Origin of the sequence: Actomonas spartinae, from assembly GCF_051209155.1 — a bacterium.
GTDB lineage: Bacteria > Verrucomicrobiota > Verrucomicrobiia > Opitutales > Opitutaceae > Actomonas.
This window is the reverse complement of record NZ_JBPJGB010000004.1, coordinates 116,187-138,033: the sequence shown is the minus strand read 5'-3', so window position 1 is coordinate 138,033 and position 21,847 is coordinate 116,187. Positions and strand designations below refer to the sequence as shown.

19 protein-coding genes and 1 tRNA gene are annotated in these 21,847 nt (G+C 64.3%); 12 read left to right on the top strand and 8 right to left on the bottom strand.

All coding sequences use genetic code 11. The features are described 5' to 3' along the window. Nucleotides 1–47 precede the first annotated feature (47 nt). Nucleotides 48–521, bottom strand: a complete 474-nt coding sequence (smpB, locus tag AC0MRV_RS17465; protein WP_472765792.1) for an SsrA-binding protein SmpB — start codon at nucleotides 519–521, stop codon at nucleotides 48–50. Nucleotides 522–636: 115 nt separating this feature from the next. Further along, a complete protein-coding gene (locus AC0MRV_RS17460) occupies nucleotides 637–837 on the bottom strand; it encodes a DNA-directed RNA polymerase subunit omega (protein ID WP_472765791.1) in 201 nt (66 codons plus the stop codon). 156 nt (nucleotides 838–993) lie between these two features. Between AC0MRV_RS17460 and cutA the strand changes: the two genes are divergently transcribed. From cutA to AC0MRV_RS17435, 5 genes are all read left to right on the top strand, one after another. After that, complete coding sequence (gene cutA / locus AC0MRV_RS17455) at nucleotides 994–1,314, top strand: divalent-cation tolerance protein CutA (protein WP_472765790.1); 321 nt, start codon at nucleotides 994–996, stop codon at nucleotides 1,312–1,314. Between the two features lie 33 nt (nucleotides 1,315–1,347). After that, nucleotides 1,348–1,503: a small basic protein gene (locus AC0MRV_RS17450; protein ID WP_472765789.1), complete on the top strand. Its 156-nt coding sequence runs from the start codon at nucleotides 1,348–1,350 to the stop codon at nucleotides 1,501–1,503. Between the two features lie 102 nt (nucleotides 1,504–1,605). Continuing rightward, nucleotides 1,606–2,529 (top strand): DUF368 domain-containing protein, encoded by a 924-nt coding sequence (locus tag AC0MRV_RS17445; RefSeq protein WP_472765788.1) that lies wholly within the window; start codon nucleotides 1,606–1,608, stop codon nucleotides 2,527–2,529. Nucleotides 2,530–2,613: 84 nt separating this feature from the next. Beyond that, nucleotides 2,614–2,688, top strand: a tRNA-Arg gene (locus AC0MRV_RS17440). Between the two features lie 107 nt (nucleotides 2,689–2,795). Then, the gene (locus tag AC0MRV_RS17435; RefSeq protein ID WP_472765787.1) at nucleotides 2,796–3,392 is read left to right on the top strand and encodes a hypothetical protein; all 597 of its coding nucleotides are present in this window, start codon (nucleotides 2,796–2,798) and stop codon (nucleotides 3,390–3,392) included. A 71-nt stretch (nucleotides 3,393–3,463) separates the two neighbouring features. Here the strand turns inward: AC0MRV_RS17435 and lpdA are convergent, their stop codons facing one another. Together lpdA and AC0MRV_RS17425 are read right to left on the bottom strand one after the other, a co-directional pair. Then, nucleotides 3,464–4,861, bottom strand: a complete 1,398-nt coding sequence (gene lpdA, locus AC0MRV_RS17430; protein WP_472765786.1) for a dihydrolipoyl dehydrogenase — start codon at nucleotides 4,859–4,861, stop codon at nucleotides 3,464–3,466. A gap of 82 nt (nucleotides 4,862–4,943) precedes the next feature. Continuing rightward, nucleotides 4,944–5,381, bottom strand: coding sequence for a phage holin family protein (locus AC0MRV_RS17425; RefSeq protein ID WP_472765785.1), 438 nt, complete (start codon nucleotides 5,379–5,381; stop codon nucleotides 4,944–4,946). Between the two features lie 40 nt (nucleotides 5,382–5,421). Between AC0MRV_RS17425 and AC0MRV_RS17420 the strand changes: the two genes are divergently transcribed. The 3 genes from AC0MRV_RS17420 (at nucleotide 5,422) to uvrA (ending at nucleotide 13,075) form a co-directional block, all read left to right on the top strand. Beyond that, a complete protein-coding gene (locus AC0MRV_RS17420) occupies nucleotides 5,422–6,525 on the top strand; it encodes a glycosyltransferase (protein ID WP_472765784.1) in 1,104 nt (367 codons plus the stop codon). Next, nucleotides 6,522–7,292 (top strand): DeoR/GlpR family DNA-binding transcription regulator, encoded by a 771-nt coding sequence (locus AC0MRV_RS17415; RefSeq protein ID WP_472765783.1) that lies wholly within the window; start codon nucleotides 6,522–6,524, stop codon nucleotides 7,290–7,292. Before AC0MRV_RS17420 ends, AC0MRV_RS17415 begins: the two co-directional genes overlap by 4 nt. Before the next feature lie 101 nt (nucleotides 7,293–7,393). Further along, nucleotides 7,394–13,075, top strand: a complete 5,682-nt coding sequence (gene uvrA / locus AC0MRV_RS17410) for an excinuclease ABC subunit UvrA (RefSeq protein ID WP_472765782.1) — start codon at nucleotides 7,394–7,396, stop codon at nucleotides 13,073–13,075. On the opposite strand, the gene AC0MRV_RS17405 is transcribed toward uvrA, so the two are convergent. Both AC0MRV_RS17405 and AC0MRV_RS17400 read right to left on the bottom strand, forming a co-directional pair. Further along, nucleotides 13,072–13,461 (bottom strand): response regulator, encoded by a 390-nt coding sequence (locus AC0MRV_RS17405; protein ID WP_472765781.1) that lies wholly within the window; start codon nucleotides 13,459–13,461, stop codon nucleotides 13,072–13,074. The genes uvrA and AC0MRV_RS17405 overlap by 4 nt on opposite strands. Before the next feature lie 42 nt (nucleotides 13,462–13,503). After that, nucleotides 13,504–13,926 (bottom strand): response regulator, encoded by a 423-nt coding sequence (locus AC0MRV_RS17400; RefSeq protein ID WP_472765780.1) that lies wholly within the window; start codon nucleotides 13,924–13,926, stop codon nucleotides 13,504–13,506. A gap of 121 nt (nucleotides 13,927–14,047) precedes the next feature. Between AC0MRV_RS17400 and AC0MRV_RS17395 the strand changes: the two genes are divergently transcribed. Together AC0MRV_RS17395 and eno are read left to right on the top strand one after the other, a co-directional pair. Next, complete coding sequence (locus AC0MRV_RS17395; RefSeq protein ID WP_472765779.1) at nucleotides 14,048–15,073, top strand: ankyrin repeat domain-containing protein; 1,026 nt, start codon at nucleotides 14,048–14,050, stop codon at nucleotides 15,071–15,073. A gap of 156 nt (nucleotides 15,074–15,229) precedes the next feature. Further along, nucleotides 15,230–16,543, top strand: a complete 1,314-nt coding sequence (gene eno, locus AC0MRV_RS17390; RefSeq protein WP_472765778.1) for a phosphopyruvate hydratase — start codon at nucleotides 15,230–15,232, stop codon at nucleotides 16,541–16,543. A 169-nt stretch (nucleotides 16,544–16,712) separates the two neighbouring features. Here the strand turns inward: eno and AC0MRV_RS17385 are convergent, their stop codons facing one another. Beyond that, a complete protein-coding gene (locus AC0MRV_RS17385; RefSeq protein WP_472765777.1) occupies nucleotides 16,713–17,786 on the bottom strand; it encodes a nucleoside hydrolase in 1,074 nt (357 codons plus the stop codon). Nucleotides 17,787–17,908: 122 nt separating this feature from the next. Here AC0MRV_RS17385 and AC0MRV_RS17380 point away from each other — a divergent pair, with 122 nt between their 5' ends. Together AC0MRV_RS17380 and AC0MRV_RS17375 are read left to right on the top strand one after the other, a co-directional pair. After that, entirely contained in the window at nucleotides 17,909–20,095 is a 2,187-nt protein-coding gene (locus tag AC0MRV_RS17380; protein ID WP_472765776.1) for a hypothetical protein, read from the top strand. A gap of 16 nt (nucleotides 20,096–20,111) precedes the next feature. Then, a complete protein-coding gene (locus AC0MRV_RS17375; RefSeq protein WP_472765775.1) occupies nucleotides 20,112–20,906 on the top strand; it encodes a sugar phosphate isomerase/epimerase family protein in 795 nt (264 codons plus the stop codon). On the opposite strand, the gene AC0MRV_RS17370 is transcribed toward AC0MRV_RS17375, so the two are convergent. Next, nucleotides 20,894–21,763, bottom strand: coding sequence for a helix-turn-helix transcriptional regulator (locus AC0MRV_RS17370; RefSeq protein ID WP_472765774.1), 870 nt, complete (start codon nucleotides 21,761–21,763; stop codon nucleotides 20,894–20,896). The genes AC0MRV_RS17375 and AC0MRV_RS17370 overlap by 13 nt on opposite strands. Nucleotides 21,764–21,847: the final 84 nt, after the last annotated feature.

Below are 21,847 nucleotides of genomic sequence, written 5' to 3'. Positions count from 1 at the left end.
GTAGATGGTGAAAGGCTGGAGAGGTTCGAAAGCGCGGAACGGAAACGTCAGCGGCGCGCCTTGACCGCGCGATCGAGCTCCCGCTGCACGATCTTCTTTTTGAGGTCCTCCCGCTTGTCGTAAAGCTTCTTACCGGTGCAAATCCCCACCTCCACCTTCACCAGCGCCTCCTTGAAATACATGCGCAAGGGGATGAGCGAGCGTCCGCCTTGGTTGAGGGCCTGATCGATTTTGCGCAGCTCCGATTTGCGCAGCAGCAGCTTGCGCGTGCGTCGCGGCTCGTGGTTGGAATACGTGCCGAAGCGATACTCGTCAATGTGCGCATTCACCATCCACAGCTCGCCCTTCTTCAGGCGGCCGAACGCGTCGTTGATCTGAGCACGACCGGCGCGAATCGACTTCACCTCCGTGCCACGCAACGCGATCCCGGCCTCAAAACGCGTTTCCACAAAGTAGTCGCGCCCCGCCTTGGCGTTGCGGATCTCGGTGAAGCGTTTGGCGTCTTTGTTCGAACGGGCCATGGGTTGGGCGGAAAGAGTTAAACGACGGGCAAAAAAGAGGCGGCACCGCCAAAGCGGGCCGCCCGGAAAAGCTTACGGTCGAGCGGCGGCGCAGCACCACCCCTCGTTCATCGCATCAGGACTCAGCGGTCTCGAAAACGATCTTGCCCTCGATCACCTCGCGCAGCGCGACGTCCTCAGGCGACAGTTTCTCGAGCGACTCAACCAACGGACGGCTGCCCCGCTTGAGCTGCTTAACGCGTCGGGAGACGACGTTGATGAGCAAATTCGGATCGGGCACCATGGTCAGGGCCTCTTTGATGTAATCGTCACGCATGAATCGGAGGGAAGATGGATCTACAGAAACCGTCGAGAGGATGAGCCGCCCTGCTCACCGTCAAGGCGATTTTACAACTGGATGGCAGCTCCAAGCTTCTGCGCACACGGATTTAATTCGCATCGAATCCCTCCACCAAACCGTTAAAACAGCACCATGTTGATTGGCTGGACCACGACCGAAACTGCTGCCCAGGCCCAGGCTCTGGCCGATGGCCTGATTGAGCAACACCTCGCCGCCTGCGTGCAGATCGAAGGCCCCCTCACCTCCGTTTACCGTTGGGAGGGTAAGGTGGAGCATGCCACGGAGTTTCGGCTCGCCATCAAGTTCATGGGCAACCGCCATTTGGAGGTGGAAACCTACCTCCACAACCACCACCCCTATGCCACACCGCAGTGGATCGTGGTCCGCGCCGAACATGTGTCCGAAAAATACTTGTCATGGGCGCAGGCGAACTCTAGCTCCCTTCCCCTTTAACGCGTCACTAGCACCACTTTTACCAATACCATCATGTCCCAACACAAGTCTCTCCAAGGTCCCCGTGGCCTCGTCGTGAAGCGCAACGTGCTCAAGCGTTTTGAGCGAGTCGAGCTCCTCAAGAAGCGCGGCCAGTGGAAGGAAGGCGACCGCGTCGTCGGCCTCAAGAAGACCACCCCGGCGGTCTAAAAGCTCCGTATCACCAACACTTTAATTGGCAGGTCCGATTCACGTCGGCCTGCCTTTTTTTGTGGCGCGAACGCCCGTCCGCCGCCAATTCCCGCTAAGTCCATGCGCCTTCTTTCCCACCTTCGCATCGCCCTCGTGGGCTTCCTCATGGGTTCGGCCGACGTCGTGCCCGGCGTCTCCGGCGGCACCATTGCCTTCATTTGCGGCATTTATGAACGCTTGCTCAATGGCATCAAGTCCTTCGACCTGACCACCCTGCGGCTCGTTTTGCGCGGCGATTTAAAGGGTGCGTGGGATCGCGTGCCGGTCGCTTTCTTCGTCGCCTTGGGCGGCGGCCTGTTGATCGCCGTGCTCAGCATGGCCAAGGTGTTGGAGCATCTCTTGGTCAACCACCCCGCCGAGCTGTGGTCCTTCTTTTTCGGGCTGGTTCTGGGCTCGATCGTTTTTCTCGCGCGCGAAACTTGGCAATGGGGTCCGCTGGATTTCGCCCTCTTCGCCGCCTTCGCGATCGGCACGTGGTTCCTCGTCGGCATGCAGGCCACCCAAACGCCGCCCGGCCTCCCGTTTGTCTTCCTGGCCGGCGCAATTGCCATCTGCGCCATGATTCTCCCCGGAATTTCCGGGTCCTACCTCCTGCTCATCATGGGCAAGTATCAGGAAATCCTCTCGGCGGTGAATGATCGCGACGTGGTCACGGTGGGGGTATTCTGCGCCGGCATCGCAACGGGCATCCTCTCCTTTGTGCGGATCGTCAGCTGGATGCTGAAGCACCACCGCCATGCCACCCTGATCGCCCTCACCGGCGTGATGGCCGGTGCCCTGCGCACCCTCTGGCCGTGGAAGGAAACGGTCTCGACCCGCATCAACAGTGCCGGCGAAGAGGTGCCCTTGATCCAGACCAACATCATGCCGGGCGCCGAGGCCAACGTCGGTCTCGCCCTCGCCCTGCTCGTCGCCGGCGGCATCGCCGTGCTGCTGATCGAACGCCTCGCCCGCGCCGAAAAGCGCGAGACGCCCGTCGCCTGATTTTCGCATTACGTCAGCTCGGGAGAAAAACCGCTCGACAGCCGAACCTGTGCGGGACCACTTTTCCCGCCTCCGCTGGGCCACGCTCCTGTAGCACAATGGATAGTGTAGCGGTCTCCGAAGCCGTTGATGTGGGTTCGATTCCCGCCGGGAGCACCAGCCAGTATTCCTCACTTTTGCCGTGGCAACTACGCCGCGGCTTTTTTGGGCCCAGAGGGATATGCGCGGTCCCCGGGCGCGATACCGGGGCCGGCCATCTTGGCCGCATGTCCTCCTCCATCCCTCAAATTCCTGACTCCTTTCGGATCGAACAACCGTGGCACTTCCGCTTCCGGCCGGACCTCATTGAAGAGCTCTGCCTCCGGGAGCAGATTAGCCGCTCATTTCCCATTTCGGGCACGCGTTATCCTTCGTGGCTGCGCGCCATGAACAACGAAACGCGCGAGTTCCCCGTGTTTGCGCACGCTTATGAGATCGTCCAGCAGCCCGCCTGGTGTTCTCTGCGATGGGTGTTCCGCGAGTGTCGGCTGCAGGTCGGTGGACCCCGCCTGCTGATCGCCAGCAACCAATTCGGCTGGTGGACTGCGCTGGCCGTCGATGGCTTGGCCGCGATGCTTTTGGATCGAGCCGCCCACCGCGCCGCGTGCGGCAACGCGCAGAGCCCGGCGCAGTTGCGGCGCTACTTTGAAGCCCCCGCCTTTGATCCGTCCACCTCGGGGCCCGCCACGCGAGCGGTCGCCGCTGTGGGGTTCGAATGGCCAACCGGTCGCTGCCAGATTCTCGTGCAGTCACACCAAACCGATGCCGCAGTCGGGTTTCTGAATCCCCGCGATGGACTCCGGCCGGTGCGACTTCGCGCATAGGCCGCGCGACAAAAAAGCCGGGCTCGCGGGAGCCCGGCCAAATTGGATCACGTGAGCGAATCGTTCGCCGCTCAGATGTGAATCGCTTCGCCCATCGAGGCGGCGGCGGCTTCCATCAACGCTTCGCTCAAGGTCGGATGCGCGTGGATGGTCTTGTGGACCTCTTCCACCGAACACTCCAGCTCGATGGCGAGACCATATTCGGCAATCAGTTCGGTGGCCTCGGAACCGATGATGTGCGCGCCGTAGATCTCACCGGTCTTTTTGTCGGTGATCACTTTCACAAAGCCCTCGGAGGAGCCACCGGCGACCGCCTTACCCGAGGCGGTAAAGGGGAACTTGCCGACCTTGTAATCGAGCTTCTTTTCCTTCGCCGCTTGTTCGGTGAGACCGGTGCTGGCGACCTGCGGCTGGCAGTAAGTGCAGCCCGGGAAATTGCTGACGCGATTCGGTTTGCCGTGGCCAAACATGCCGTTGACCGCGTTGACCGCCTCGAAGGTCGCGATGTGGGCGAGCCACGGCGGACCGATAATGTCACCGGCGGCGTAGATGCCCTTCACGTTGGTCTCGTAGTTGTCGTCGACCTTCACGTAGTTGCGGTCGAGCTCGACCTTCACGCCCGGCGCCAGCACGCCCTCGATGTTGGCCACCACACCGATGGCGGACAGCACCACCTCGGCTTCGACGACTTCCTTCACGTCGTCCTTCACCAGGTCGAGCGTCACCGAGTCCTGGCCGACGCGGAAGTTCTCACACTTGGTGCCGGTGCGGATCTTGATGCCTTGCTTTTCGAACGAGCGTTCGAGCGTCTTGGAAATTTCGTTGTCCTCCACCGGCAGCACGCCCGGCAACATCTCGACCAGCGTCACGTCGGCGCCAAAGGCGTTGTAGAAGTAGGCGAACTCCACGCCAATCGCGCCGGCGCCGACGATCACGATGGATTTGGGCAGTTTCTTCGAGGCCAGCGCTTCGCGCGAGGTCATCACGCGTTCGCCATCCACCTCAAGGCCGGGGATGCGGCGCATCTTGCAGCCGGTGGCGATCAGGATGTTTTTGCCGCGCAGCACTTCACCCTTGGCCGGACCGTCGACCACCGAAACGAGGCCGGGCTGACTCACCTGCGCCGTGCCCCGGATGTAGTCGACCTTGTTCTTTTTGAACAGGAACTCGATGCCCTTGGCCATCTGGCCGGCCACGCCACGGGAGCGTTCCATGACCTTGGCGAAGTCGAACTTGATGTCGCCGACCTCGAAGCCGAACTCATCCGCCTTCTGCATCTTGAGATACAGCTCGGCGCTCTTCAGCAGCGCCTTCGTCGGGATGCAGCCCCAATTCAGACAGGTGCCGCCGGCACTCTCCATTTCGACGCAGGCAACTTTCTTGCCGAGTTGCCCGGCGCGAATGGCGCCCGCGTAGCCAGCGGGTCCGCCGCCGATGACGATGAGATCGTAGTCCTTGGAATCAGCCATGGTGTGTAAATTTGGACCGCAACGTCGCTTGCCCCCCTGCGCCGGTCAAATCGTTTCGCCGATCCACCCCGGCATGGACCGCTCAAACGTCGATCACGTCGTCGTCCTTGCCCTTGCCGCCGGATTTCCGGCGACCGCCGCGACGACCGTTTTTCCCCTCGGTTGGTTTACCGCCGAGCACAGCTCCGACCAACAGGTTCGTGACACTCACGATCACCGCCCCCAGCAGGGCTGCCCCAAAGGAAGTCACGGTGAAACCGTCCACCAGCTCGCTCACCAACCAGAAAAGAGTCGCGTTGATCAACACGATGCCCAGTCCCATCGTCACGACGATGAACGGCAGCGCGAACAACATCAGGAGCGGTTTGAGCACCGCATTGAGGAAGCTCAACAGCACCACCACGATGATGAGCGTCGACACCTCGTCGCAGACGATGCCGGGCACCAGCTTGGTCGCGATCGTGACGCCGAGCGCCATGATGCTCCAGCGCAGCAGCAGTTGCAGGAACGGTTGATTCATCCGTGGTGACGACCCTCCCCCCGACCTTCCGTTCCCGGCAATGAAAATACTCGTCGTCCAAGACTACCTGCGCAGTGGGGGCACCGAACGCCAGTCAGTCCTGCTCGCCCGCGGTTTCGCGGCCGCCGGTCATCCGACGCACCTGATCACATTTCGCCCCGGCGGCCCGTTGACCCCGGAGACACCCCAACCGGAGCTGCACCTGCAGTCCTTGCAGAAACGGGACACCAAACTCGATTGGTGGGCGCCCGGGCTGGTTCGCCGCGCCAAGGCGTTGGCCCCCGACGTTGTCCTGTGCATGGGGCGCATGGCCAACTGCTACGGGTCCGCGTTGCAACGCGCGCTTCCCGCCACCGCCGTGATCTCGACCCTGCGCACCGGCAAAGCCCTGCCGCGACTCTTTCGCCGTTCCCTGCGGCAAACCCGGCACACCATCGCCAACAGTCACGCTGCCCGCCAGCGGGTGATCGACGAACTCGGACTTTCGCCTGACGCGGTCAGCGTCATTCACAACGCGCTGGTTTTTGCGCCGCGCGCACCCGATTCCGCCGAGCGCGAGCGAGTGCGCGCGCAACTTGGCGCCACTGCGCGCACCGTCGTGCTGCTCGACGTCGCCATGTTCCGGCCCGAAAAAAATCAGGTCGCACTCCTCGACATCATGGCGGAGCTGAACACCACCGCGCCGGTCCAGCTCTGGCTCGCCGGTGAAGGCCCGTCCCTGGCCGCCTGCCAGACCCGCGCGGCCGAACTCGGCCTCGAAGATCGGGTGCGTTTCCTTGGCTGGACCGCCGACCCGGCGCCGCTCTACACCGCCGCCGACCTCGCCGTGCATGCTTCGAAACGAGAATCCCTCTCCAACTTCCTCATCGAAGCGCAGGCGCACGGACTCCCCGCCGTCGCTTACGACGCGCTCGGGGTCAGTGAAACATTCGAGGACGGCGTGAGCGGCCACCTGATTCCCGCTGGCAACCAATACGCCTTCCGCGCCGCCCTCACCGCCTTGGTCGATGACGCGGCCGCCCGCCACACCATGGGCGCACAGGCACGCACCCACGCCAACGCTCGCTTCTCGACCGAAAGGCAGATCGCTGCCTACCTCGAACGTTTCGACTCTCTGCTGACCACACCGAACTCCTCTGCATGACCAACCGCCGCCGCGTTGAACTGATCGAAAAATACCTGCGCGACCACCGTTACGCCGACCTGCAGACGCTCGCCACCCGCTTCGACACCTCCGTGTCGACGGTGCGCCGCGCGCTCGACGAACTGGAAGCCCGCGGCGTCGCCCGGCGACACCACGGCGGCGCGTCGATCGTCGAGGCCGACGAAGTCGCGCGCGAATACGACTTCATTGCCCACGACCAACGCAACGCCGAGGAAAAGTTCGCCATGGCGCGCTTCATTGCCGAACGCGTTCTGCCCGGTATGACCGTCATGATCGACGGTGGCACCTCGCCCTACGCGGTCGCCCGCCTGCTCATCGGCAAACGCCTCAAAGTAGTCACCAATTCCCTGCCCGTCGCCGGCCTGCTCAGCGACGTTTCGACCATCGAAACCATCGTCACCGGCGGCAACATTCACAACCGCATCGGCGTGCTGGTCGGTCCGTATTGCGACGAGACGCTTGCCCGTATCCACGCCGACATCGCCATCGTCGGTGCCGTCGGCGTCACCAAGGAAGGGCTCTGGACCCACAACCCGACCATCGCGACCACCCAACGCCGCATGATGGAGTCGGCCGAGCAGAACATTGTCGCCGTCGACCACTCCAAATTCGGCCGCAAGGCGCCCATCCTCGCCACAAAGTTCGCCGCCAACCAGACCCTCGTGACCGATCGGGACCCACCCGCCGATGTCGGCCGCGCGCTGCGCGCCGCCCGCGCCACGCTGGCCCTGTGCCCGACCGCCTGAGCGCGCCCGTCGCGCCCCCTGCTGACAACCCTATGTCAGCAGCTTTGGTCGCGTCCGCGTGCTGATTTGCATTCCCTCCGTTCCCCGCCCTTCTTCCGTCCGTGCCTCTTTCTCCCGCGCAATGCATCCGCCTCCGTGGCGTCCGTCAGAACAACCTCAAGGGCTTCGACCTCGATCTTCCGCTCGGGCAATACATCGTCGTCACCGGGCTGAGTGGCGCCGGCAAGAGTTCGCTCGTTTTCGACACGCTGCACGCCGAGGGCCAGCGTCGCTACGTTGAAACCTTCTCCGCCTACACGCGGCAGTTCCTCGACCTGTTGGATAAACCCGCCGTCGACTCGATCGAGAACATCCGCCCGTCGATCGCCATTGAGCAGACCAACACGGTTAAAACCTCGCGCTCCACCGTGGGCACCATGACCGAGCTGACGGACTACGCCAAAGTTTGGTTCAGCCACGTGGCCCGCTGCTACGACCCTGCCACCGGCGCGATCGTCGAGGACGACACCCCGGCGACCATTTGGGGCAAGGCCCAACTCGAGCATCCGGGCGCCCCGGTGGTCGTGGCCTTCAAGATCGAACGCCCGGCGAAACTGCAATGGGCCGAAATCCTGCAAAATCTCCGTGGCCAGGCCTACGTTCGTGCGCTGCTGCCACTCGCCGACGACACCCAGACCTCCGCGCCGTATCGCATCGAGGACCTCGAAAAGGACCCGGCACCGCTCGCCAAACTTGATCATCTCTTCGTCGCCCAGGACCGCGTCAGCCTGACCGAAGCCGATCGCAGCCGCTTCCTCGAAGCCGCCGAAACCGCCCTGCACTTCGGCCAGGGCGAGCTGCACCTCTTCGCCGCCCAGGCGACCGGCCGCAACTTCCGCGCCGCCGGCCACTATTCCCGCGGTCTTCATTCACCCGCGACCGGTCGCACCTTCCGACCCGCGACGCCGGCTTTGTTTTCCTTCAACTCCCCGCTCGGCGCCTGCCCGCACTGCCGCGGCTTTGGCCGCGTCATCGAAATCGACTACCGCCTCGCCATCCCCGACCGCTCCAAGTCCATCGACGAGGGCGCGATCAAATGTTGGGAAGGCCAAGTCTACGGCGAGTCGAAGAAGGACCTCCTCAGCTTCACCAAAAAGAAGAAGATCCCCACCCACATTCCCTTCGCCGAGCTCACGGCCGAGCAACAGGCCTTCGTCATCGACGGCGAACCGGGCTACGGCACCGACGGCAAGGAATGGCCGCGCGCGTGGTATGGATTGAGGGGCTTCTTTGATTGGCTGGAAAAGAACACTTACAAGATGCACGTGCGGGTCTTCCTCTCCCGCTTTCGCGCCTACAACCCGTGTCCACAATGTCACGGCACCCGCCTCCAGCCCGACGCCCTTTGCTGGAAATGGGAAGGCCTGACCCTGCCCGAGGTCTATACCAAGCCGGTCTCGGAACTGCTCGAGTTGCTCGGCCCCCACGCTCCCCAACGCGGTGACCACCAATCCGAACTGGCCTACAACGCCATGCTCACCCGCCTGCGCTACCTCGACCAGGTCGGGCTCGGTTATCTCACGCTGGACCGCCCGTCCAAAACGCTTTCCGGCGGCGAGGTCGAACGCGTCAACCTCACCTCCTGCCTCGGCACCGCGCTGGTCGACACGCTCTTCGTGCTCGATGAACCTTCCGTCGGTCTGCACCCCCGCGACATTGATCGCCTCATCGGCATCATCCGCACGCTCACCGACGCCGGCAACACGGTCGTCGTCGTCGAGCACGACGAAGCCATGATCCGCGCCGCCGACCACCTTATCGAGATCGGCCCGGAACCCGGCAGCCGCGGCGGCCACGTCGTGTTCCAGGGCGATTTGCCCGCCATGCTCGCTTCCGAGGCCAGCATCACCGGCCGCTACCTTTCCGGCCGCGCCGACCTGACACCCCCGACTTCTCGCCGTCCGGTCGATCCCAAGACCCCGCGCCTCACCTTCCGCGGCGCGTCGAAACACAACCTGGCCAATCTCGACGTATCCATTCCGCTGCGACGCCTGGTTTGCCTCAGCGGCGTTTCCGGCTCCGGCAAGTCCACCCTGCTCGACCACGTGATCTACCAGGGGCTCCAAACTCACCGCCACCAGCAGACCGAGGACGTCGCCACGATCGCATCGATCGAGGGCGCCGAGCTCTTCGACGAAATCGTGCTGGTCGACCAAAGCCCGCTCTCCCGCACCCCACGATCGAACCCGGCCCTCTACTGCGAAGCGTGGGACGGCATCCGCAACCTCTACGCCAGCGAACCGGCCGCCGCCGAAGCCGGTTTCACCGCCTCCAGTTTCTCCTTCAACGCCGGGGACGGCCGTTGCGATCACTGCCAAGGGCTCGGCTACGAGCGCGTCGAGATGCAGTTTCTTTCCGACGTCTTCGTGCCGTGCCCCATCTGCGAGGGCAAGCGCTTCAAACCCGAAGTCCTCGCCGTCACTTGGCAGGGCCGCTCCGTCGCCGAGCTGCTGCAAACCTCCATTGCCGACGCCCTGCCGCTGTTTGCCGAACACACCGCGATTCAGCAGCGTCTCCAATCTCTCGATACGGTCGGCCTGGGCTATCTGACCCTCGGCCAGCCACTCAACACCCTCAGCGGCGGCGAAGCCCAGCGCCTGAAACTCGTCAAATATCTCGGTCTCGGAGATTTCAGCGGCACCTCGAACTCGAAAATAGAGAATCAAAAATCGAAAATCCCCGGCGCCCTCCTCCTCCTTGACGAACCCACCACCGGTCTCCACCGCCACGACGTCGGTCGCCTCCTCGGCGTCCTCCAAGCCCTCGCCGACGCCGGTCACAGTGTGGTCGTCATCGAGCACAACCTCGACGTGCTCGCCGCCGCCGACTGGATCATCGAGGTGGGCCCCGAAGCCGGCGCTGCCGGCGGCCGCATCGTCGCCGAAGGCCCGCCCGAACACCTCGCCGCCCTCACCGGCAAAAAAGCCACTGCCACCTCCCCCTACCTCGCCGCCACCCTCGACCCCGACAAAACTTGTCACGTAATACGTGACAAGTCGTTGGGAGTCGCTGCGGAAGAGGCGGTTGCGTATGCGCCGGAACGCGTGGGCGGACTAAACATCGTTGGCGCGCGGGAGAACAACCTGAAGAACCTTTCGCTATCCCTGCCGCACAATGAGTTGATTGTCGTCACGGGCGTGTCGGGTTCCGGCAAGTCGACCCTCGCCTTCGACATCGTCTTCGCCGAGGGGCAGCGCCGCTTCATGGAATCGATGTCGGCCTACGCCCGGCAATTCGTTGAACAACTGCCCCGACCGGCCATCGACCATCTCGGCGGCATTCCGCCGACGGTCGCGATCGAGCAACGCGTCACCCGCGGCTCCCGTAAATCGACCGTCGCGACCATCACCGAGGTCGCCCAATACCTGCGCCTGCTCTACGCCCGGATCGGTATCCAGCATCACCCGGACACCGACCGCCCGGTCCAACCCCTCAGTCCGGCACAGTTGCAAAAGCTCCTGCAAAAGGTGCTGCGCTCCCCCGCCGCCCGCCGCGCCAAACATCTCTACCTTTGCGCCCCACTGATCCGCGGTCGCAAGGGCCACCACGAACCGATCGCCAAGTGGATCGCCAAACAGGGCTTCGAACTCATGCGCGCCGACGGTCGCGTGTTTCCCGTCGTCGCCTTCAGCAAACTCGACCGCTACAAGGAGCACGATGTCGAAGTCGTCGTGGCCGACCTGAAAGGTGCGAAGCCCGCCGACATCAACACCGCCCTCGATCAGGCCCTGCACCTCGGCAAGGGCGGTTGTTTCCTGCTCACCCCGGCCGGTGACGTCATCTCGTGGTTCTCCACCACCCGCACCGATCTTGAGACCGGGGAGTCCTTCCCCGAGCTCGACCCCAAACACTTCTCGCACAACTCGCCGCGCGGCTGGTGCCCGGCCTGCCGTGGTCATGGCCGCATCTTCGGCTGGATGATCAATCAAAAGGACGAAGACGAACTGCCCCCGGAGATTGCCGATATTGCCCACGACCTCGGCGACCTCGAAGACGCCTCTTCCACCGCCTGCCCCGAGTGTCACGGCACCCGACTCAACCGCATTTCGCGCTCCGTCAAACTGCACTTCCGCGGGCGCAAATCCGCCATGTCGCTGCCCGATCTTCTCGCCGGCACGGCCAACGAACTGCTCCAACACCTCGCCTCCATCAACACCGACGAACGCGGTCGTCTCATCCTCCGCGACATTCACCCGCAAATTGAGGAGCGCCTCAAGTTCCTCGACCACGTGGGCCTCGGTTACCTGTCCCTTGATCGCCCGACCGCCACGCTCTCGGGTGGCGAAGCCCAACGTATCCGCCTCGCGGCTCAGCTCGGCACCAACCTCGCCGGCGTGCTCTACGTGCTCGACGAGCCCAGCATCGGCCTGCACGCCCGCGACAACGACCGCCTCATCGCCACACTCGAATCGCTCCGCGACAAGGGTAACTCACTCCTCGTGGTCGAACACGACGACGAGCTCATGCTGCACGCCGACCGCATCGTCGACCTCGGCCCCGGCGCGGGCATCCACGGCGGCGAACTGCTGGCCAGCGGCACGCCCGCGGAAATCAAACGCAGTGACCGCTCCCTCACCGGCCTCTTCCTCGCCAAGGGCATCGCCCATCCGTTGCGCGGCGCGTATCGCAAAATCCCCGACGCCAAATCCCGTGCTCCGGGCGCGTGGCTCAAGCTTTCCGGCGTCGGCTTTCGCAATCTCAACGGCTTTGACCTGCGCCTGCCGCTCGGCCGCCTCATCATGGCCGTCGGACCCAGCGGCGCGGGCAAATCCACCCTCTTCCGCGACGTGCTGCATCCGGCCGTCGCCGCCGCCATCAAGGCCAAGAAGTCGCGTCTCACCGGCGCGGCCCTGCTCAAGTCCGGCGCCTTCCCGCATGCCGAGGAGTGCGTCGACACCGCGCCCTTTCGCGAACTGAGCGGCTCCATCCCCTTCAAGACCGTCATTGAGGTCGACCAGTCGCCCATCGGCAAAACGCCGCGCTCCACGCCGGCCACCTACCTCGGTATCTTCGACTTGATCCGCCAGTTCTTCGCCTCACTGCCCGAGTCGAAGATGCGGGGCTACAACGCTGGCCGATTCTCCTTCAACACCGCCGGAGGCCGTTGCGAAACCTGCTCCGGCGCCGGTCGCATCAAACTCGAGATGGCCTTCATGCCGGACACCTTCCTGCCTTGCGAAGACTGCGGTGGCTCACGCTACGGCCCCGAGCTCAACGACGTCACGTGGAATGGCCGCACCATCGGCCAAGTCCTGCAGCTCACTTTCGAAGAGGCGGCGGAGTTCTTCTCCTTTCACAGTCAGCTCGGTGAAGTCTGCAAACTCATGGTCGATTGTGGTCTGGGCTATCTCACGCTCGGACAAAGCTCGCCGACCCTGTCCGGCGGTGAAGCCCAGCGGTTAAAGCTCATCGCCGAACTCTCGCGCGGTCTCGCCTCCTACACCGAACGCTCGCGCGGCCAGAAGCCGCAAAATCTCTACCTGCTGGAAGAGCCGACCATCGGTCTTCACCTCAGCGACTGCGAAAAACTCATTCACTTGCTCCACTCGCTCGTCGAGCAAGGTCACACCGTGGTCGTGATCGAGCATCATCTCGATGTGATTGCGGAAGCCGACTACGTGGTCGAACTCGGCCCGACGGGCGGCCCTGCCGGCGGGCGTTTGCTTTACCAAGGTGCGCTCGACGGTCTGCTCAAAAGCAAGCGTTCGGTCACCGCCTCCTACCTGCGCGAAAAGCTCGGTTAAACGGCCAACGCGCCAGCGACGGCCGCCTTGAGCTGTTTGTCGTCGACCGGCTTGATCAGGTAGGCACTGAGCTCCGCCAAGGTCTGCGCGCGCGAGATCAGGTCGGGGTTCAGGTAACCGGTCACCAGAATGCGTTTGGTCTTCGGAAAGTGTTCCCGCACGCGCATCAGAAAATCCAAGCCCAACTCGCCCGGCATGAGATGATCGACCAGCACCACGTCGAAGTGCTGCAAACCCATCTGCACGTCGGCTTCGGCGGTGGAGTTCGCCGTCTCGACTTCGTAATCATCCGCGAGTCGCAGCCGCATCACTTCCAAAAGCTCGGCTTCGTCATCGACCACCAGGACGGACGGGCGACGACCAGCGGACGCGGATTCGGAAGTCATGAAAGTTAGAGGGGGCGGGTAACGTCCCGACGACGAAGGTTGTTATTCAGCGACCGATTGGTCGTGCAGCTTCACCGCCTCGGAGGTCACCTTGACCAGTTCGGTCAGCGAAACCGGCTTGAGCAGGTAGCGGAACAACGCCGCTTCGTTGACACTGCGGAGCAGCATTTCCGGCTTCATGTAGCCCGTCACCAGGATGCGCTGCATGTGGGGATACTCCTCGCGAGCACGCACCAGGAAACTCATGCCGTTGCCACCGGGCATCAGGTGGTCGGCGATGACCACCTTGAACTCCTTCTTGCGCAGGATGAACTCCGCCTCCCGGGACGACGTGGCGGTGGTGCATTCGAATTCGGACGACAACGCCGAAACGAAGATCTCCAACAAGGACGCCTCGTCGTCCACCAACAGGATCGGGTCCTTCTTTTTAGGCGCAGGGGACGGCTTGTCTTTTTCGGAACTCATGCTCGTGAACCGAACGTGAAATTTTGAATCCCGTTGGCAAACTCTAAAGCAGAGCTAGCCATGCGCCGTTTTTTGTTTTGCGTCCCTTTTACGAACGCAGAACCTACCTGACTCCAGCAGCATGGAAAAAACGGACCTATTTGCAGCGCTGCGTAACGGCTCGATCTCGAAGAACGAACTGGCCGTCATTCCGCCCGCTGATTTCATCATCCCGAACGCCTCGGGCAGCACCCCCTTGCATGCAGCCGCCCGCTACGGGTGCCTGCGGGACTTGCCGCCGGCCGTGCTGACGGTCGAAAACATGCTGATCAAGAACGACTCGGGCTACGCGCCGCTGCACCACGCCGCGATGGGCGAAGTGCTGGCCCAGGTTCCGCCGACGTTCCTCACCCACGATAATTTACTGTGCCGCAGCAACAGCGGCTACACCGTGTATCACGTCGCCGCCAGCAACGGTTGCCTCACCGGGCTGCCCGCCGGCCTCGTGACCGGTGAGGTCGTGCAGATCCGCAACGATCTCGGGCAAAACCTGCTGCACGAAGCCGCTGAACAAGGATCGCTCGACCGCTTCCCGGCCGAGTTCCTCACTGCCGAGCTGCTCGCCACCACCAATGCCAGCGGCGAAACGGTCATTCACGTCGCCGCCCTCAACGGCCACCTCGATCAGATTCCGGAGAACCTGCTGACCGAAGAATCACTCCTGCGCAAAACCCACGCGGGCGACACCGTGCTGCACGCCGCCGCGATCGCCGGCAACCTGCGCCAGATCCCGGATGCCTTCCTCGTGCACGACAACCTGATCATCGCGTCCAAGGCCGGCTTCACGCCGATTCACGCCGCCGCCGAGACCGGGCAACTCGATCACATCCCGGCCGAACATTTCACCGCCGACCTGCTCCTTCACCGCAACGACCACGGCGACACGCCCCTGCATGCCGCCGCCTTTGAGGGGCATCTCGACCAGATTCCGCCGCACCTCTTCACCGCCGAGCTGCTCCAGGCCCGCAACTACAATCGCGTGAGCGTGCTGCGCACCGCCGTCGCACGCGGTTACGTTTCCCAGTTGCCCGAGGCGCTGCAACCCAAGCCGCCAAGCGCGTTTCGTCGCCAAATGGAGAAGCTGGGGCTCATGCGCCCCCGCTACTGAGTCCCGGCTCACGCCTCGCTCCGACCGGCCCACGGCGTCGCGCATTTTTTGCCGCGAAGCGCTCACCGACCGATTTGGACTTCCCTCAGTCCACGCCTGTGCTTCACTGCTGGTTCACTCCGCGTCCAGCGCGTCACCTCCTCACCCTTTCCTCCCATGAATACCACGATCACTGCCATCAATGCCCGAGAGATCATCGACTCCCGCGGCAACCCGACCGTTGAGGTCGACGTGAAACTTGCCGACGGCACCCTCGGCCGCGCCGCGGTTCCGTCCGGCGCCTCCACGGGCGAGCACGAAGCTCACGAGCTGCGCGACAGCCAGGTCAAGGGCCTCAAGGGCGCCGCCGCCAAGGCCGCCAAGAGCCGCTACCTCGGCAAGGGCGTGCAGGCCGCGGTCGGCAACGTGAAGGGCGCCATCGCCGAGACCCTCGTTGGTTTCGACGCCTGTGATCAGGTCGGCATCGACACCGCCATGCTCAAGCTCGATGGCACCAAGACCAAGTCGAAGCTCGGCGCCAACGCCATCCTCGGCGTTTCCCTCGCCACCGCCCACGCCGCCGCCACCAGCCTCGGCCAGCCCCTCTACAAGTATCTCGGCGGCCCGAACGCCAAGGTCCTCCCGGTTCCGATGATGAACATCATGAATGGCGGCGCCCACTCGGACGCCCCGATCGACTTCCAGGAGTTCATGATCCGTCCGGTCAACTTCAACAGCTTCTCCGAAGCTCTCCGCGCCGGCGCCGAGGTGTTCCACGCCCTCAAGTCCGTCCTCAAGGCCAAGGGTCTGCAGACCGCCGTCGGCGACGAAGGTGGTTTTGCCCCCAACCTCGCCTCCACCACCGACGCCCTCGACGCCATCGCCGACGCCGTCAAGAAGGCCGGCTACAAGCTGGGCAAGGACATCATGCTCGCCCTCGACGTCGCCTCCTCCGAGTTCTACGACGCCAAGAAGAAGAAATACGTCTTCAAGAAGTCCTCCGGTCAGGAGTTCTCCGGTGATGAATTTGTCGCCTACTACAAGGAGCTCGTCGCCAAGTATCCGATCGACTCCATCGAGGACGGCTGCGCCGAGAACGACTGGGCCACCTGGAAAAAGCTCACCGACGCCATTGGCGACCGCTGCCAGCTCGTCGGCGACGACCTCTTCGTCACTAACGTCGACTTCCTCCGCAAGGGCATCGAGACCGGCACCGCCAACTCGATCCTCGTGAAGGTGAACCAGATCGGTTCCCTCACCGAGACCCTCGACGCCGTCGAACTCGCCCACAAGAGCAAGTATACCGCCGTCATCTCCCACCGCTCCGGTGAGACCGAGGACACCACGATCGCCGACATCGCCGTCGCGACCAACGCCGGCCAGATCAAGACCGGTTCCGCCTCCCGCACCGACCGCGTGGCGAAATACAACCAGCTCCTCCGCATCGAAGAGGAACTGGGGGCCTCCGCGATCTACGCCGGCCGCCTCTGAGCGATTCGCCTTCCCGGCATTCTTTGCAAAGGCCCCGCCTACCGGCGGGGCTTTTTTGTGAGCGGCCACAAGGTAGGGACGGACCGCTGGGCCGTCCGCGGTTTGCCGGGAGGGCGCACGGGTAACCGCGAACGGCGGGCCCAGCGGTCCCGCCCTACCTTGTGCTCCGTCAAGCCAAGGTGCGCAGCAACGCGTTCAGGGCCTCGGCCATCGCGGCGCCATATTCGATGCCGCCTTTGCGTGCAAATAGATGCAGGTGGCTCGGCTCATCAACGATCCGCCACTCAACCTGACCTTCGTCACTCACCGTCGCGTCGATCGGGTCGAGTCGCAGCTCCCAGGTTTCCCACCGCTGTTCGTGAATCTCCTGCCGCGTTCGAAAGCGCCAACCTTCCGGTGTCTGCGCCAATTCGCGTCCCGCCGCCATCACCAGCGAGGCCGTCGACCACAGGTTGCGCACCGCCTCCTGCACATTCTCCCACACCGGCCCCCGCCCGAGCGTTGCCAAGGCGCCAAGAATATCGCCACGGGCACTGCCCGTCAAACCGTAGGCGAACCAACCGCGCCACGCCGGCGCCAGTTCGGCCAGGAGCACCTCGTGTTTCGCCCGCCAATGGGTGCCGCGGTCCGAGACCTGATTGAAGGCCCCCTTTTCCGTCGCGCAGGGATACCAATGAATCGGCAGACCCGAGCTAAACAGCCCGACAAACGCCGCCGGGTCCAATTGCACATTCCACTCCAACGCCCGCTGCACCGTGCTGCCCGCGTTGATCACCACGGCCCGGACCTTGCGCCGCAGCAGCTCCGGATCGCGATTGAACGCCGCCGTCACCACCCGCGCCGAGCCGACCACGCTGATCACCACCGGCGCCGGCGCGGTCGCCAGCGTTTGCAGCAGCAGGTCGATGCCAGCCTGCTCTCGCAGCGGCCGATCCTCGGCCGTGTCGGCCGGGGACCCCAACGCCGCCAGTGGCCCCATCGCGACTGGAATGCTGCGGCCGAGCAACCACGCCGCCTGCGCCACCGGCACCACGCCGGGATCCCGCGCGATGTCCCAACCCGCCGGCGCCGGGCGCAGGAACTTCTCTGTTGTATCCAAAATCACCGCACGCAGGTCCAGTTCCGGCAGGGCCAGCAAGGTGGCGAGATCAAACTGATCATCCGGATCCTGCGGCGGGTGATACAGGTCCGTGACGTGCACCAGGGGAATGCGGGTGGGCGACGGGGGAACGGAAAGCGCCATGCCCTCCGCTGTCCCACAACTTGCCCGATTTGACCACTCCGATCTCTGCCTTCCGGGCGGCTTCGGAAACTTTCATTCTCTTTCATCTTCCGTTGCCGGCGTTCTTGTCTGAATCGAAACCCATGCCCCCGCCGATTTCCGCGCGTCTCGAGCAGCGTCAGCACCGCCCGACCCTGTTGCTCAACGACCAGCCTGTCGCCCCGCTGATCTACGCTTTGTCCGATTGTCCCGGTGCCCGCTGGACTTGGGAGGAGGTGCCGACCCGCAACATCGCTGAGTTCGCCCAGCGTGGCGTGCGGCTCTTCCAGGCCGACGTTTGGTTTGAACAAATGCTTTCGGCCGACGGGCAACTCGACGTCAGCCTCGCCCGACGCCAGATCGCCGGCGTCACCGCCGCCGCCCCCGACGCCGCCGTCATGCTGCGCCTCCACCTCAACCCGCCCCCCACCTGGTGCGCCGCCCACCCGGACGAGTGTGTGGGTTACGCGGATACCGCCCCCTACGACCCGCCGCGGCACGGTTTGTATCGTCCCTTGGCCGACGACGCCCAGCGCCCGCTCCGGGCCAGTTTTTACTCCAAGCTTTGGCAGGACTGGGCCCACGCCACCCTGCGCGAGTTTTGTGGTGCGCTGGCTGCCTCCCCGGAAGGCAACGCGCTCTTCGGCCTCCAGCTGGCCAACGGCGTTTACGGCGAATGGCACCAGTTCGGATTCATCCACCACGACCCCGACACCGGCGTCGCCGCCACCCACGCGTTCCGCGCTTGGTTGAGTGAGCGTTACCAGGACGACGCCGGCCTCGCGGCCGCCTGGAATCAACCAGGCATCACGCTGAAGACCGCCACGCTGCCGGACTCGCCCGCCCGCGAAACCGTCGACGGCGGCATCCTGCGCCATCCCGCGACGCAGCGCGACGTCATCGACGCGTTCACCTTTCAGCACACCGTCCTCACCGACATCGTGCTCGCCTTCGCTGCGACCGCCAAAGCCGCATGGCCCCGGCCACTCGTTACCGCGGCCTTCTTCGGTTACTTCTACAGTATCTTCGGCCGCCAGGGCGCAGGAGCCCAGCTCGCCGTCCACGCCGCCCTCGCCTCGCCGCACCTTGATTGCCTGTGTTCACCGCAATCCTATGAACCGGCGGCGCGGGCCTTTGGCGGACCGGGCAATGCCCGCGGCATGATCGGCGCGGTGCGCCGGGCCGGCAAACTGTGGCTCGACGAAATGGACATGCCCACCAGTCACGTGGGCTGCCCATGGGACGCGTCGTTCAAAAGCACCCCGGCCGACGACATCGCGATTCATCGCCGCAACGTGCTGCAGCCGCTCACTCGGGGCGGCGGCCAATGGTGGTATGACTTCGGCCCCATCGGCCGCACGCCTGACTTCGCTCGCGGGGGCAACTGCGGTTGGTGGGACACCCCGGAGTTGCTCGCGGAGGTCGCCGCGATCCAAGCCATCGCCACCCAAAAGCTCAGCACCCCGTTCGAACGTCCCGCCGACATCCTGTTGGTGCATGATCCCATGGCCTTCTGCCACACCGTCAGCCACCGCCACCCGCAGGCTGAATTTGGCCAGCTCCCGACCACGACTTCGGATCCCGTCAGTCCGCTGTTGGTCGATGATCTGCTGCATGCCCTCTATCAAAGCGGGCTGAGTTTCGACGAAGCGTTGCTCGAGGAACTGCCGGATTTGGATCTCAGCCCCTACCGCCTCGTCCTGCTGGCCACCACTCCCGTGCTCAGTGCCGCGCAGCGCAAGATCATCCGGGATCGAGTGGCCGCCGACGGCCGTCATGTCGCGGCCTTGGGCTACACCGCTTGGAGCGACGGCGAGCGACTGGATCCCTCCCTCGCGACCGCCCTCACCGGCATCAACACCCGCCGACATCAACCGAATCCCCCCGTCCAGACCCTTGGCCTGGACGGCACCGCAGAGGAACGCACCTTGCCGGCCAGTCTCGAGCTCCCGGCTTTTGTGGTGGAGGACAACGACACCATCGTCGGCCGCTGGTCGGATGGCTCCCCCGCCGCCGTCCGTCGACGCAACGCGACCTCCACGTGGTGGACGTTTGCGCTCCCGCCCACGCAGCCGGCCGTCGTGCGAGCGCTCGGACTCGCCGCCGGTTGCCACGCCTGCAACAGTCACCCCGAAACCACCCTGATCGGCGACGGCCTCATCGTTGTGCACACCGTCGAGGGCGGACCGCGCACCTTGCATTGGCCCGGCGCCAAGCCCTTCACGGTGGAATTGCCGCCCCGCTCGACCACCGTCTACGACGGGCGCTCCGGCGAACCACTTCTCGCCTGATTCCCACTTCCGCCCGATGGCCTACCAACGCTGCTACTCCACGCTCGGCACGCCCGCCCTGTCACTCTTCGAAACCCTCGATTTTGCCGCGGCTCATGAGCTCGACGCGGTCGAGCTGCGCACCCTCAACGGCCGCATCGACCTGCCCGCGCTTTTCACTGAACAATTCGGCCAACCCGCTGAGCTCGCCACCGCGCTGGGCGAGCGCGCGCAGCGTATCCGCTCCTTGGACACGTCGCTGCGCCTGCTGGCCAACACCCCGGCGGAGCGCGAGGACTTTCTGGCTTTCGTGCCCTGGGCCGAAGCACTCGGGGTTCGCTGGCTGCGACTCTTCGACGGCGGTCACTCTCTCGCCGAGGACCTGCCCGTCGCGCTCGACACCTTTCGTTGGTGGCACGACCTCAAGCAGCGACACGGTTGGCAGGCAGACATCATGATCGAGACGCACGACGCGTTGCTCGACAGTGCCAGCATCTTGGGCCTGGCCGGCGCCTGCCCGGGCATCGGCATACTCTGGGACACGCACCACACCTGGAAAATTGGCGGCGAAGCTCCGGCCACGACCTGGTCGCTGATCCGCGACCATGTGGTGCACATCCACGTGAAGGAAAGTGTCAGCGTGCCGTCCGCCCACCATCCCTTTTCCTACGTGCTGCCAGGCACCGGCGAGTTTCCCATGGCCAAACTCCAGCCTCTGCTTGCCGCAGCCTACTCCGGCGCCGTGAGCATGGAGTGGGAGCGGCATTGGCACCCCGATCTGCCGCCACTCGACGAAGCGCTGCGCTCCGCCGCCAATCTTCACTGGTGGTGAACGACGCCGTCGCCCTGCCGCTCCAGCCACCGCTTCGGCGGCATCCCGTGACGCGCGCGAAAGAGCCGGTAAAAATGCGACAAGTCCTCGAAGCCCGAGGAGAACGCCGCGCCCGTCACGCTGTAGCGCCCGCTCCGCAGGAGCCGCTCTGCGTGGGCGAGGCGCAGCTCGTTGAGCACTTCGACGAAGGACTTCCCGGTCAGCTCCCGAAACCGCAGGGTGAACTGCCGGCGCGATAGTCCGACTTGGTGCGCCGCCCGATCAATCGACCACGGGCGATAGAAGGTTTCCTGCAGGTCCAAACGCAGCGACTCCACTCGTTGCACCGTGGAATCCTCCGTCGTGCGCAGTTGGTAGCGATCCGCCCCCAGCAGCACTTGCAAGGCCAGCATGCGCACCGCCACCCCGCTGCCACGCCGATGCTCGGTCTGTTCCAGAATTCCCTGGCGCCAACACCCGATGACCGGTCCCGCCTGCACCGGCCGCAAACGCATGGACCCGATCTGCGAACGGCACAGCCGTTCCCACATCGCCAGCAAATCAGGCGCCTCATTCACGAATCGAGGTCCCAACCCCATCAACAGAATCACCGAGGGCTCGACATCGACCAGCCGATGTCGCCGCCCCGCCGGCACCATCAACATCGTGCCCGGTCCCGCCCGCACCGTCCCTTCATCGCTGGCGCCACGCCGCCGCGGCCCGAAAAGGTGCAGTTCCACCACCCCGCGCTGCACATACAACACCTTGTGAAAGGGGTCCTCCCGCTCGCTCATCCGGAAGTCTCCGGCATGCACGCTTTCAGCAAACACCACCCCATCGGGCGGCACATCAATCTGGAGCGGACCCGAGGTGGCCATGCCGCCACTGCAGGCAGAATCGCCCAATATGCCAAACATTATTCCCGGGCCGCCAATCGATTGCCACCGCCGTTGTGCTAAACT

Coding starts and splice junctions, on each gene's coding strand:
- cutA (WP_472765790.1), top strand. CDS start 994: ATGTTGATTGGCTGGACCACGACCGAAACTGCTGCCCAGGCCCAGGCT.
- smpB (WP_472765792.1), bottom strand. CDS start 521: ATGGCCCGTTCGAACAAAGACGCCAAACGCTTCACCGAGATCCGCAAC.
- AC0MRV_RS17450 (WP_472765789.1), top strand. CDS start 1,348: ATGTCCCAACACAAGTCTCTCCAAGGTCCCCGTGGCCTCGTCGTGAAG.
- AC0MRV_RS17415 (WP_472765783.1), top strand. CDS start 6,522: ATGACCAACCGCCGCCGCGTTGAACTGATCGAAAAATACCTGCGCGAC.
- AC0MRV_RS17385 (WP_472765777.1), bottom strand. CDS start 17,786: ATGGCGCTTTCCGTTCCCCCGTCGCCCACCCGCATTCCCCTGGTGCAC.
- AC0MRV_RS17435 (WP_472765787.1), top strand. CDS start 2,796: ATGTCCTCCTCCATCCCTCAAATTCCTGACTCCTTTCGGATCGAACAA.
- AC0MRV_RS17445 (WP_472765788.1), top strand. CDS start 1,606: ATGCGCCTTCTTTCCCACCTTCGCATCGCCCTCGTGGGCTTCCTCATG.
- AC0MRV_RS17400 (WP_472765780.1), bottom strand. CDS start 13,926: ATGAGTTCCGAAAAAGACAAGCCGTCCCCTGCGCCTAAAAAGAAGGAC.
- AC0MRV_RS17405 (WP_472765781.1), bottom strand. CDS start 13,461: ATGACTTCCGAATCCGCGTCCGCTGGTCGTCGCCCGTCCGTCCTGGTG.
- eno (WP_472765778.1), top strand. CDS start 15,230: ATGAATACCACGATCACTGCCATCAATGCCCGAGAGATCATCGACTCC.
- AC0MRV_RS17370 (WP_472765774.1), bottom strand. CDS start 21,763: ATGGCCACCTCGGGTCCGCTCCAGATTGATGTGCCGCCCGATGGGGTG.
- AC0MRV_RS17460 (WP_472765791.1), bottom strand. CDS start 837: ATGCGTGACGATTACATCAAAGAGGCCCTGACCATGGTGCCCGATCCG.
- lpdA (WP_472765786.1), bottom strand. CDS start 4,861: ATGGCTGATTCCAAGGACTACGATCTCATCGTCATCGGCGGCGGACCC.
- AC0MRV_RS17380 (WP_472765776.1), top strand. CDS start 17,909: ATGCCCCCGCCGATTTCCGCGCGTCTCGAGCAGCGTCAGCACCGCCCG.
- AC0MRV_RS17375 (WP_472765775.1), top strand. CDS start 20,112: ATGGCCTACCAACGCTGCTACTCCACGCTCGGCACGCCCGCCCTGTCA.
- AC0MRV_RS17420 (WP_472765784.1), top strand. CDS start 5,422: ATGAAAATACTCGTCGTCCAAGACTACCTGCGCAGTGGGGGCACCGAA.
- AC0MRV_RS17425 (WP_472765785.1), bottom strand. CDS start 5,381: ATGAATCAACCGTTCCTGCAACTGCTGCTGCGCTGGAGCATCATGGCG.
- AC0MRV_RS17395 (WP_472765779.1), top strand. CDS start 14,048: ATGGAAAAAACGGACCTATTTGCAGCGCTGCGTAACGGCTCGATCTCG.